General features: G+C 62.2%; 11 protein-coding genes and 1 pseudogene. 10 read left to right on the forward strand and 2 right to left on the reverse strand.

The window, feature by feature from the left end; all coding sequences use genetic code 11:
- The first annotated feature begins 863 nt into the window (after nt 1-863).
- The 4 genes from E7813_RS01780 to E7813_RS01795 all read left to right on the forward strand — a co-directional run bounded on the left by E7813_RS01780 (nt 864) and on the right by E7813_RS01795 (nt 3,202).
- Complete coding sequence (locus E7813_RS01780; RefSeq protein WP_291570270.1) at nt 864-1,145, forward strand: hypothetical protein; 282 nt, start codon at nt 864-866, stop codon at nt 1,143-1,145.
- 163 nt (nt 1,146-1,308) lie between these two features.
- Nucleotides 1,309-1,542 (forward strand): DUF2061 domain-containing protein, encoded by a 234-nt coding sequence (locus E7813_RS01785; protein ID WP_291570297.1) that lies wholly within the window; start codon nt 1,309-1,311, stop codon nt 1,540-1,542.
- Nucleotides 1,543-1,576: 34 nt separating this feature from the next.
- On the forward strand, nt 1,577-2,068 hold the full coding sequence (locus E7813_RS01790) for a hypothetical protein (RefSeq protein ID WP_291570272.1): 492 nt from the start codon (nt 1,577-1,579) through the stop codon (nt 2,066-2,068).
- Nucleotides 2,069-2,272: 204 nt separating this feature from the next.
- Entirely contained in the window at nt 2,273-3,202 is a 930-nt protein-coding gene (locus E7813_RS01795) for a septal ring lytic transglycosylase RlpA family protein (protein ID WP_291570275.1), read from the forward strand.
- Nucleotides 3,203-3,212: 10 nt separating this feature from the next.
- On the opposite strand, the gene E7813_RS01800 is transcribed toward E7813_RS01795, so the two are convergent.
- Complete coding sequence (locus E7813_RS01800) at nt 3,213-4,163, reverse strand: alpha/beta hydrolase (protein WP_291570280.1); 951 nt, start codon at nt 4,161-4,163, stop codon at nt 3,213-3,215.
- Nucleotides 4,164-4,444: 281 nt separating this feature from the next.
- Between E7813_RS01800 and E7813_RS01805 the strand changes: the two genes are divergently transcribed.
- From E7813_RS01805 to E7813_RS01830, 6 genes are read left to right on the forward strand one after another with little or no spacing between them, the layout of a single operon-like run.
- A complete protein-coding gene (locus E7813_RS01805; protein WP_291570299.1) occupies nt 4,445-5,596 on the forward strand; it encodes a D-alanyl-D-alanine carboxypeptidase family protein in 1,152 nt (383 codons plus the stop codon).
- 2 nt (nt 5,597-5,598) lie between these two features.
- Entirely contained in the window at nt 5,599-6,285 is a 687-nt protein-coding gene (gene tmk / locus E7813_RS01810; RefSeq protein ID WP_291570283.1) for a dTMP kinase, read from the forward strand.
- The gene (locus E7813_RS01815; protein WP_291570285.1) at nt 6,282-7,328 is read left to right on the forward strand and encodes a DNA polymerase III subunit delta'; all 1,047 of its coding nucleotides are present in this window, start codon (nt 6,282-6,284) and stop codon (nt 7,326-7,328) included. Before tmk ends, E7813_RS01815 begins: the two co-directional genes overlap by 4 nt.
- 54 nt (nt 7,329-7,382) lie before the next feature.
- On the forward strand, nt 7,383-9,245 hold the full coding sequence (gene metG / locus E7813_RS01820) for a methionine--tRNA ligase (RefSeq protein ID WP_291570288.1): 1,863 nt from the start codon (nt 7,383-7,385) through the stop codon (nt 9,243-9,245).
- Nucleotides 9,246-9,256: 11 nt separating this feature from the next.
- Entirely contained in the window at nt 9,257-10,048 is a 792-nt protein-coding gene (locus tag E7813_RS01825) for a TatD family hydrolase (RefSeq protein WP_291570291.1), read from the forward strand.
- Nucleotides 10,045-10,848, forward strand: a complete 804-nt coding sequence (locus tag E7813_RS01830; RefSeq protein ID WP_291570294.1) for an MBL fold metallo-hydrolase — start codon at nt 10,045-10,047, stop codon at nt 10,846-10,848. Before E7813_RS01825 ends, E7813_RS01830 begins: the two co-directional genes overlap by 4 nt.
- 33 nt (nt 10,849-10,881) lie before the next feature.
- On the opposite strand, the pseudogene E7813_RS01835 reads toward E7813_RS01830, so the two are convergent.
- Nucleotides 10,882-11,221 (reverse strand): annotated as a pseudogene (locus tag E7813_RS01835) (acyl-CoA synthetase); the annotation flags it as partial.

Below are 11,221 nucleotides of genomic sequence, written 5' to 3' on the forward strand. Positions count from 1 at the left end.
CAGTCGGCACGGGTATTGCTTCAATCCAACGCAGGCCGGGCACGCCCTTATAACCCGGCTAGGCCCGGCGCATGCATCTACCCGGCAAGTGTGCGTCGGGCCGCCTCAGTTGGGCGACCTCTTTTTGACTCGCGGGCAGCGCCACCGTGGCAAGCCGTGCGCTGGCGCCGATCGGCCGGCCCCATCACACCGGCCAAGTCCCCGACTCACCAGCGGGCTTCCTGGAGTCGTGGAGGGGTTATCGGGTGTGGGCTTTCGGCCATCTGTACAATGACGGGGAAATTTACGCTTGGGCCGCCGGGGCAGGTGAAGTTGAATCGAAGTTCGATCAGCTAGGTCTAGGCTCATTGCGAAGCTGACCGCGCTCGCTTGATCATCCAATGCCTTCTCCTTGCGGGCACGGACTTCGGGCGCCTCCCATGTCACAACCCAAGCGGCATCATTCGACATCGATTTCCTATAATCCTTTGCTTGATCCGGACCCAACTTTGGACCCAAACGGCAAAGAACTGAACAGAATTAGACGTAACACACAGGATGAAGGGCAGGGCGCTCAGCCCTGAAAACCCTACCGAATCGCACTGGACAGCACGCGAGCATACCCGGCCATTCGTATTTCAAGACCGGTGCCTTAAACCACTCGGCCACCCTTCCGGCTTTGGAATTCAGGGACTTAGCAGACGGGTTCGCAAGGCGAAAGGGCTACCACCGGATTGCCGCCCCCGACGATCGGTTTCGTTCTCAAGTACGCGAAGACAATGAAAGCCGATGGCGGGGACCGTTAATTTTTCCAGGCCAGCCGCAGCTAACGGAACGTTCGCGATTCCTCGCCGTTCTCCCAGCAACTCTCCAGGAGGGTTGAGATGCCGAGACTGATCGCAACGGCGATAATTTTGATACTTGTTGGCATCCCTCCGGGTTTCGCCCGTGGTGGCGGGATGCATAGCCACTCCACGCCAAGTGCGCTGTCGGCACCCGCCAATCCATCCGTTCCGCCTTCGCTGACGCCGGATGCCCGGTTGACGGGTAGTGCGCCGCTCCCGGCGCCGCATCCGCCTACCGTGGCTGACAGCACCAATACCAAGCCCGACCCGGAAGATGCGAACGTTGATCGCATCGTCAAGAGCGTCTGCCGCGGTTGCTGATTCCGCGGGCATTGGGTTGCCGGGGGTATTGTCGGGAGCGCCGGTCGGCGCTCACCTGCATCGCAGCCATGAAATACCCCCCTTTAACTGTCGTCAGGGAATGATGACATGCGTTGGCAGCACCCGGCCTGAGGCAATGCAGGGGCTCTCGAATTGGCTGGCTATGGAGGCATCCCGGGTGGGACCGTTACGCGGAGCAGAAACGCATACACGATCTGTCCTTAAAGCGATAAGCTGGCGGACCTTGGGAACGCTCGACACCTTTGCGATCAGTTGGTTCATGACCGGAAAAGTCGTGATAGCGGGATCGATCGCCGGCCTTGAGGTCATCACCAAGGTTGCGTGGTACTATCTTCATGAGCGAGTCTGGGCGGCCACCTCCTGGGGCCGCCGCTGATCATGAGCGTCGCTTTCACGATTTGGAGTTCACGGTGACCGACGGCGTCAATGACGACTATGAATACAGGTTGGAAAAGCCGCCCCGGAGCAGGGCGCTGTTGTGGATTGTTTTGATCGTCGTCCTGGCAGCAGCCGGCATCGGATCGTTTTTGCTTTGGCGGTCTTATGGCAACGGCCTTCCGGCATTTCCATCCCTGACCCCTGCGGCAGAATCAGCCACCCCTCCTGACAAGCCGGTCGGGCTAACCGACTTCCAGGCCTTTCAGCAGCAGATCGTCGGATCGATGCAATCGACGGCACAGGTTCTGGCGGCCCAGGACGCCGAGATAAAACGATTGTCCGATCAGGTTTCGGCGCTGTCCGCAAACCTGGATTTGCTTGAGCATCCGCTTGCCCAAGCCGTCGATCCGGCCGCAGTTCCGAAACCTGTGGCACCGGCGCCGAAGAAGAAACCGGCGGCGCCCAAGCCGGCGGGAGCGATCTCCACCGGAGGGGCTCCGCTGCCGCTGCAATCGCCCCATTAGCGATCCCGCAACTGCTCCGGCGGCCTCTAAGGCCAAGGCCCGCGATCGAAACCATTGATTTACCACCCTAGGGCTCTCCCCATTTCCGCCGCGTTCGGGCTGCGATATGTTCATACCTTGATGCGGAGATGGGCCGTATCGAGAATGATTGACCGTCGGGCGCCTGAAAGTAGGCGCGCGACCGGTGGAATGGTATTTGGGGCGATGGGGATTCGACGGTCAGATCGGACGGGCCGGGCGGCGCGAGGTGCTGCCGCCGTGGCGACATGCCTCATTCTTGCCAATTGCGCCTCTTCGAACAAGTTTGCCAGCCGGGTTGACCCCAAATATGGGGTTTCCTCCAGTCCCCGCGTGGTCGCTCTTGGCGACCCCGTACCGAAGGGCGGCGGCACCTACCGCGTCGGCAAACCCTATACGGTCGGCGGCCGGGTTTACGTGCCGGAAGAGGATGCCAATTACCGCGAGGAGGGATTGGCCTCCTGGTATGGCGACGACTTCCACGGCCGGCTGACCGCCAACGGCGAAGTGTTCGACATGGCTTCGCTGACCGCCGCCCATCCGACCCTTCCGATGCCGTGCTACGCACGCGTGACCAATCTCAGCAACGGCAAATCGCTGATCGTCCGGGTCAATGACCGGGGCCCATACCATGGCGACCGCGTGATGGACGTCTCCAGCCGGGCCGCCGAGCTGCTCGAATTCAAGGGCAATGGCGTCGCGCGGGTGAGGGTCGAATATGTCGGCCGGGCGCCGCTGGAAGGCTCCGACGACCGTCAGCTGATGGCGACGTTGCGCACCGGCGTGCCGGCGCCGTCACCATCCTTGGTCCGGGTTGCATCCGCCCGTCCATTCGTTCCGGAAGTCCCGTCGGGTCGTGCGATCCGGGGCGAGATCCCGATGCCCGAGGGGAGGCCCTATAGCCTCGGCAATACGTCGGCAGACCAGGCGTCGATCAACGCCACATCCGAAATGTCCGCCTCCGCCCGCCTGCGTTCGAGTGGCCGTATCATCGATAATCCGCGCGCGGTATCATACGAAACCGACGGCAGTTATGCGCCGAGCATGCGATCTGCGTACGCGCCGGTCGATCCGCGCGGACCAAGCGAATTGCTGAGCGGACGCGGGCTCTATTAAGCCCCGGCAGCTAGCCCACATTCTGCTTCAGAAAGGCGATCAGCGCCGCGTTGACCTCGTCCGCGCGCTCCTGCTGAATCCAGTGGCCCGCGCCTTCGACAATGAGCTTCTGCTTCAGGTTCGGCAGCACCCGCTCCATATCACCGACGCGTTTGGCGCCGATCAGCCCGGTGATGACGGCGTCCTTCGATCCCGCAATGAACAGCGACGGCTGGCGGATCTGTGCGTCCTGCCATGGCGCGGTCAGTTCCCAGTTGCGGTCGAGGTTGCGGTACCAGTTGAGGCCGCCCCGAAAGCCGGACTGCCGATAGGCTTCCGTGAAATAGGCCAGATCAGTTTCGCTGAGCCAGTTCGGCAACGCCCGGTCCGCGCTGGTATCGCCCAGAAATCCCTTGCCGTCCTTGATGAACATCGCGGCCGACGGATCGGAAAATCCACGCCCCAGGAGGGTCCGCATCGTCAAGCCCACATCGCGCTCGAACTCAGCCTCTGCGACCCCCGGCGTTTGAAAGTATTGCCAATAGAAATTGGTGATCCCGCTCTCGCGCAAGGCCTCGAGCGGCCGGACGCGTCCGCGCAACGGCGGCGGGACGCTCATGCCTGCTACGGCCGTAAAGATATCCGGACGGAACATCGCCGCGTGCCAGGCGACCGGCGCGCCCCAGTCATGGCCGGCGATGACCGCCCGCTTTTCGCCGAGTGCGGCGACCAGCGCAACCATGTCGCCGACGGTGTCGAAAAGGCTGTAGGCGCCGATATCGGCGGGCGCGCTGGTTTGGCCGAACCCCCGCATATCCGGCGCCACCACATGGAAACCCGCCGCCGCAAGTGCTGCGATTTGATGCCGCCAGGAATACGACAATTCGGGCCAGCCGTGGCACAGCACCACCAGCGGACCTTCGCCCTGTTCGAGCAGGAAAATGTCGATGCCGTTGGCGGAAATGGTGCGTGAGGATGGCATCGCTTTTCCGCCTTGTTTGCCGGATTTTGTTGGGGAAGTCGCAATGCGTCACGATAGGGTTGTTTGACCGGCGCCGCAACCGGACCGGCCTTGCGACATCAGCAAAAAACCCGTGTTGTTTGCGGTACTTCCAACTGTTAGAACGCCGCCTCAAGGCATCGTCGATGGCATCAGACATATCACTTTCCCGCCCGTCCGGATTCGCGCCGGGACGCGCAAAAGGCAGCTTTTGGCGCAGCCTGGTCGCAGCGCTTGCCGTCATCGCCGTCGGTGTCAGCAGCGTGGCTCTGGCTGCCAACAACAGCGTGCAGGGCGCCAAGAAAGATGAGGGCGGTTTTGACGGCGATGCGCCGACTGCAATCCTGATCGAAGCCTCCAGTGGCAGCGTGCTGTTCGAGAAGAACGCGGACGACCTCCGGGCGCCGTCCAGCATGATGAAGCTGATGACCGCCGAAGTGGTCTTCCACGCCATCCAGAACGGCGACGTCAAACTCACCGACGAATATCGGGTCAGCGAAAACGCCTGGCGCAAGGGCGGCGCGCCGTCGGGCACCTCGACGATGTTTGCCGCCATCCACAGCAAGGTTTCGGTGGACGATCTGCTGCATGGCGCCATCATTCAGAGCGGCAACGACGCCTGCATCGTCCTGGCGGAGGGAATTGCCGCCAATGAAGTCGCCTTCGCCGAGATGATGACCAAGCGCGCGCGCGAGCTTGGCTTGACGCAGTCGACATTCGCCAATTCCAACGGGCTGCCCAATCCCGGCAACAAGATGACGGTGCGCGAACTCGCCAAGCTGGCGCGCTACATCATCCAGACCTATCCGGAGTTCTACAAACTGTTCGGCGAGCGCGAATTCACCTGGAACAAGATCAAGCAGCCAAACCGCAATCCGCTGCTGAACTCGCTTACCGGCGCCGACGGCCTGAAGACCGGCTACACCCAGGAGGGCGGCTACGGCATGGTCGGGTCCGCCGTGCAGAACGATATCCGGTTGATCGTCGTCATCAATGGTCTCGACGATCCCGACGATCGGGCGACCGAAGCCAAGAAAATGCTCGAATGGGGATTCCGCAATTTCGAAGCCCGGCCGCTGTTCGCGGCCAACCAGCCGGTCGGCTACGCCAAGGTGTTTGGCGGCGACAGCCGCTCGGTCAAGCTCGCCAGCCCCCAACCGATCAAGGTGATGGTGCAGAAGAATGGCACCGACAAGTTGATCGCGCGGGTGATCTATAACGGCCCGGTACGGGCGCCGATTACGGCGGGCCAGCAGGTCGGCGTCGTCAAGGTTTGGCGCGGCGCCAACGTCGCCATGGAAGCGCCGGTCTATGCCACGGAGGCGGTCGGTACGGGATCGACGATACGACGCGCAATCGACGGCGCCAGCGAACTCGTCATCGGAATGTTCCGCGCGGGCGCCGAGAAACTCTGATCATGACCGAAACAGCGGTCAAAAGAGCTCCCGGGCGCGGACGATTCATCACCTTTGAAGGCGGCGAGGGATCCGGCAAATCCACCCAGATCAAAACGCTTGCCGAACGTCTCGCCGCGGCAAAATTGCGCGCCATCGTCACGCGCGAACCCGGGGGATCGCCGGGCGCTGAAGTCATTCGTCATCTGGTGCTGTCGGGAATGGGCAAGCTGCTCGGGCCCGACGCGGAGACGCTGTTGTTTGCCGCCGCGCGCGACGACCACGTACGCACCGTGATCCAGCCGGCCTTGAACCAGGGAATATGGGTGCTGTGCGACCGCTTCTCGGATTCGACCCGGGCGTATCAGGGCAGGCTGGGACAGGTTCTTCCCGCCGTCATGAATGCGATGGAACGGGTCACCATCGGCGATCTCAAGCCCGATTTGACGATCATTCTCGATGTTCCCGCGGAGATCGGCATGCAGCGCGCGGCCAAGAGGCGCGGCGCCGGCGTACCTGACAGGTTCGAGGCGGAAGATCTCAAGTTTCACCAGGATTTGCGCGACGCCTACCGGCAAATTGCGGTCAGTGACCCCCAGCGTTGCGTGCTGATCGACGCCACTGCCCCCGCCGACACCGTCGCCGCAAATGTATGGTCGGCCTTGCGCGATCATCTGTTCGCCATGACCAACACGGCACATTCGGCATGAGCGCCCGTCAGGTCGAACCGTCAATCACGGCCGTGCATCCGCGCGAAACCACCGCGTTGTTTGGCCATCGCGACGCCGAAATGGCGCTACTGAATGCCTATCGCAGCGGGCGTATTCCGCATGCCTGGCTGATCGGGGGCGCGCAAGGCATCGGCAAGGCGACACTGGCCTATCGGATGGCGCGGTTCGTGCTCGCGCACCGCAATGCATTGGCGGCAGAGGTGCAGCGCGCTGAGACGCTCTACGTCGATCCCGCCGATCCGGTCGCGCGCCATGTCGCGGCGGGCGCCCATGGCGGCCTGCTTACGCTTGAACGGACGCTCAACGACAAGGGCGTGCTGCGGACCGTGATCACCGTCGACGAGACCCGCGAGACCATTTCTTTCTTCGGATCGACCGCAGCGGTTGGGGGCTGGCGGGTCTGCATCGTCGATACCGTCGATGAACTCCATCCCAATGCGGCCAACGCGCTGCTCAAAATTCTCGAGGAGCCGCCGCAGCAATCGCTGTTCCTTCTCGTCAGCCATGCGCCGGCGCGGGTTCTGCCCACCATCCAGTCGCGTTGCCGAAAATTGCCGTTGCGGCCGCTTGCCGTCAACGACGTCATCCACGCGGCCGCCGAGGCCGCGGGCATCGCGATCGACGACTCTGCACTGGTTGAAGCGGCCGAAGCGGCGGACGGCAGCGTTTCCCGCGCGCTGACGCTGCTTGGCGGCGACGCCATCAAGCTCCACCAAAAAACCGCGGCGCTGCTGGCTACCTTGCCGCAGGTCGATCCGCGCGAACTGCATGCGCTGGGGGACGCGCTCGGCGGCAGCGACCGGGTGGCGCTCGCGGCATTCGTCGACAGCATCGACCGCTGGATGAGCGAACGTCTGCGTGCCGACGACGCCAATGCCAATGCGAACCTTCCCCGCCTTGCACGGCTGGCGGAGGTATGGGAAAAGATCAACCGCGCCGCGCGCGATACCGCGGAATACAATCTCGAACGAAAACCACTGGTTTTCTCGGTATTCGGGTTGCTCGCGGAAGCGACGCGATAACCCTCCACCTGTTCTCAACCAGATCATGTTGTTTAAGCGATAAAGGAATTCGTGGTGGCCTCCCGGAAAAAACCTTCCAAGAACAAGAAATCAAAGAAGGGTTCGCCACGCGCCGGCGGGGCCGCGGCGTCGAAGAAAAATGCCAGGAAAGCAAAAAAGACGGCAAAGAAATCTGCCAAAAAGCCTGCGAGGAAATCCGCCGCGAAAAAGACTGTTAAAAAACCGTCGAAGAGGTCCGCGAAAAAAACGACACCAAGGAAACCCGTTTCAACGCCGAAGCACTCGTCCGCCATCAAGAAACCGGGCGCGGAACCGAAATCCGGCACTACCGGGCAGAAGGCCGTTGCCGCCGCAAAGCCCGCCGCAACCTCGCGCGGCAATCTCTACTACATCACGACCGCGATCGCTTATCCGAACGGCCTGCCGCATATCGGCCACGCCTATGAGGCGATCGCGACCGATGCGCTGGCGCGTTTCCAGCGTCTGAACGGCAAGGATGTGTTTTTCCTCACCGGCACCGATGAGCACGGCCAGAAGATGATTCAGAGCGCGCAGGCGGAGGGAATGACGCCGGCCGAGCTCGCCGCGCGCAACGCCGAACGGTTCAAGGAAATGGACCGGCGCCTGAACGTCTCCTTCGACCGTTTCATCCGCACCTCGGAACCCGCGCATCATCGTTCGGTGCAGGTGATCTGGAACCGCATGCAACAGGCCGGCGACATCTATATCGATAGCTATTCCGGCTGGTATTCGGTGCGCGACGAGGCCTATTACGCCGAGGAAGAAACGGTTGTCGGCGACGACAATGTGCGGCGCGGCCCGCAGGGCACGCAAGTCGACTGGGTCGAAGAGAAGAGCTACTTCTTCAGATTGTCAGCCTATCAGGACAGGCTGCTCGCGCTTTACAACGACCAGCCGGATTTTATCGGTCCGGATTCCCGCCGCAACGAAGTCATCAGTTTCGTGAAGGGCGGATTGAGGGATTTGTCGATTTCGCGCACGACCTTCGACTGGGGCGTCAAGGTGCCAAATAACCCCGAGCACGTGATGTATGTCTGGGTCGACGCGCTGACCAATTACATCACCGGCGTCGGCTTTCCCGACGAAAGCAGCCAGCAATGGCGCTATTGGCCAGCGGATTTGCATGTCATCGGCAAGGACATCATCCGCTTTCACGCGGTGTACTGGCCGGCCTTCCTGATGTCGGCGGGCATTCCCGTGCAGAAGCGCGTCTATGCCCACGGCTTCCTGTTCAGCCGCGGCGAGAAGATGTCGAAGTCGGTCGGCAATGTGGTCGATCCCTTCAATCTTGCCGATCAATACGGCGTCGACCAGGTGCGCTATTTCTTCCTGCGCGAAGTGCCGTTCGGGCAGGACGGGAACTACAATCACGAAGCCATCGTCGCGCGCATCAATGCCGATCTCGCCAACGACCTCGGCAACCTGGCGCAACGTTCGCTGTCGATGATCGCCAAGCAACTCGGCGGCATCTTGCCGGAGCCGGGCGCTTTGACCGGCACCGACAAGACGATCCTGGCGCAGGCCGATGGCATGCTCGAGCTTGCACGAACCGCGATGGCGACGCAGCAGATTCATCACTGGCTGAATGCGGTCTGGGCCGTGGTGGCGGAAGCCAACCGCTATTTCGCGGGCGAGGCGCCATGGGCGCTGGCGAAAACCGATCCCGCGCGGCAGGGGACCGTGCTGTATGTGACGGCGGAAGTAGTTCGCCAGATCGCCATTCTGGCGCAACCGGTGATGCCGGAATCCGCAGCGAAGTTGCTGGACAGTCTCGGCATCCCCCACGACATGCGTGACTTCAAGGCGCTGGGCGGCGCCACGCGCATCAAGGCCGGCACCAGGCTGCCGATGCCGGTCGGAATCTTCCCGCGCTACATCGAACCGTCGGCGACTTGAACGGTCGCACCATGCTTGTCGACAGCCACTGCCATCTCGATTTCCCCGATTTCGCCGATGATCTCGACGCCATCGTGGCTAGGGCCGGTGCGTCGGGGATCAAGCGCATCGTCACCATTTCGACGCGGGTGCGGCGTCTTGGCGAATTGCTCGCCATCGCCGAGCGATTCCCTGATGTCTATTGTTCGGTCGGAACCCATCCGCATCATGCCGATGAAGAAGACGGGATTCCCGCCGACGAATTGATCGCGTTGACGAGGCATCCGAAGGTCGTGGCGCTGGGCGAAGCGGGATTGGATTATTTCTACCGGCACGGCTCTCCCCAGGCGCAGGAACGCGGTTTTCGCACGCACATCGCCGCCGCGCGTGCGACCGGCCTGCCGCTGGTGATCCATACCCGCGATGCCGACGAGGACTGCGGCCGCATCCTCGAAGATGAAATGGCCAAAGGACCGTTCCGCGCCGTGCTGCACTGCTACACCGGCGGACGCGAGCTTGCGATGAAAGCGATCGCGCTGGGACTATCGATTTCGTTTACGGGAATCCTGACTTTCAAGAAGTCGCAAGCCCTGCGCGATCTCGCAGCCGAGCTTCCGGCCGACCGCATCATGGTCGAGACCGACGCGCCGTATCTCGCGCCCGGCAAGTTCCGGGGCAAGCGCAACGAGCCGTCTTACGTCGTCGAAATTGCCAAGGTGCTGGCGGAAACGCGTGGCGTCTCGCTTGAGGAAATTTCGCGGCAGACCACCGAAAACTTCTTCCGCCTGTTCAGTAAGGTGCCGTCAGCGAAAGCGCCGGCATGACGCTAACCCTCACCATTCTCGGCTGCGGGTCTTCCGCCGGCGTGCCGCGCCCCGCACTCGGCTGGGGCGCCTGCGATCCCAACAACCCGAAGAACCGCCGCCGGCGCTGTTCATTGCTGGTCGAGCGTCAATCCGGCAACGGCGTGACACGGATCGTGATCGACACGTCGCCCGATCTGCGCGAGCAGTTGATCGATGCCAACGTCGATCACATCGATGCGGTTTTCCTGACCCACGAGCATGCCGACCAGACCCATGGGATCGACGATCTGCGCTCCGTGGTGCTGCATCAGCGCCGGCGCATTCCGGTCTATCTGAACAAATCGACCGCTGACCAGATCCTGCTGCGATTTTCCTACTGCTTCGTGTCGGCGCCGGGCAGCGGCTATCCGGCGATCCTGGATCACCACGCGATTGAGGCCGGCGAAAGCCGCAGCATCGAAGGGAAGGGCGGTGCGGTGACGCTTTCCGCATTCATCATGGAGCACGGCAACATACCCACCCTCGGCTATCGTATCGCCGACGCCGCCTATACGCCCGATGTCAGCGACATTCCGCCCGCGAGCTGGAAGTTTCTCGAAAACCTTGAGCTCTGGATCATCGACGGGCTGCGCTATGCCGCGCATCCGAGCCATTTCAGCGTCAACGACGCACTGTCATGGATCGGCCGCTTCAAGCCGCGCCGCGCCGTCATCACCAACATGCATTCCGACCTGGACTACGAGGTGCTGCGCCGGAGCCTGCCGCCGGATGTCATCCCCGCCTATGACGGCATGCGGCTGACGCTGGAACAACCGTAAACGACGCAGCAATCCATCAAGGGGAAGGGCCCCTCACGCCAATATCGCCTTGGCGGAATCAACCTGGTTGCGCAGCCTGAATTTCTGGATCTTGCCGGTCGATGTCTTTGGGATTGGCCCGAACACCACCGCCTTCGGCGTCTTGAAGCCCGGCATCTGGCCGCGGCAGAACGCGATGATTTCGGCCTCGGTGGCGCGGGCGTTGTCTTTTAGTTCGACGAAAGCGCAGGGCACTTCGCCCCATTTTGAATCCGGTTTTGCAACGACCGCCGCAAACAGTACCGCCGGATGCTTGTAGAGCACATCCTCGACCTCGACCGAACTGACGTTCTCGCCGCCGGAAATGATGATGTCCTTAGAGCGATCCTTGATG

Source organism: Bradyrhizobium sp. (genome assembly GCF_004799405.1).
Classification (GTDB): Bacteria; Pseudomonadota; Alphaproteobacteria; order Rhizobiales; family Xanthobacteraceae; genus Bradyrhizobium.

Bases quoted from the DNA above. Each gene is read 5' to 3' on its own strand.
- E7813_RS01795 (WP_291570275.1), top strand. From the start codon at position 2,273: ATGGGGATTCGACGGTCAGATCGGACGGGCCGGGCGGCGCGAGGTGCT.
- tmk (WP_291570283.1), top strand. From the start codon at position 5,599: ATGACCGAAACAGCGGTCAAAAGAGCTCCCGGGCGCGGACGATTCATC.
- E7813_RS01825 (WP_291570291.1), top strand. From the start codon at position 9,257: ATGCTTGTCGACAGCCACTGCCATCTCGATTTCCCCGATTTCGCCGAT.
- E7813_RS01830 (WP_291570294.1), top strand. From the start codon at position 10,045: ATGACGCTAACCCTCACCATTCTCGGCTGCGGGTCTTCCGCCGGCGTG.
- E7813_RS01815 (WP_291570285.1), top strand. From the start codon at position 6,282: ATGAGCGCCCGTCAGGTCGAACCGTCAATCACGGCCGTGCATCCGCGC.
- E7813_RS01800 (WP_291570280.1), bottom strand. From the start codon at position 4,163: ATGCCATCCTCACGCACCATTTCCGCCAACGGCATCGACATTTTCCTG.
- E7813_RS01780 (WP_291570270.1), top strand. From the start codon at position 864: ATGCCGAGACTGATCGCAACGGCGATAATTTTGATACTTGTTGGCATC.
- E7813_RS01785 (WP_291570297.1), top strand. From the start codon at position 1,309: ATGGAGGCATCCCGGGTGGGACCGTTACGCGGAGCAGAAACGCATACA.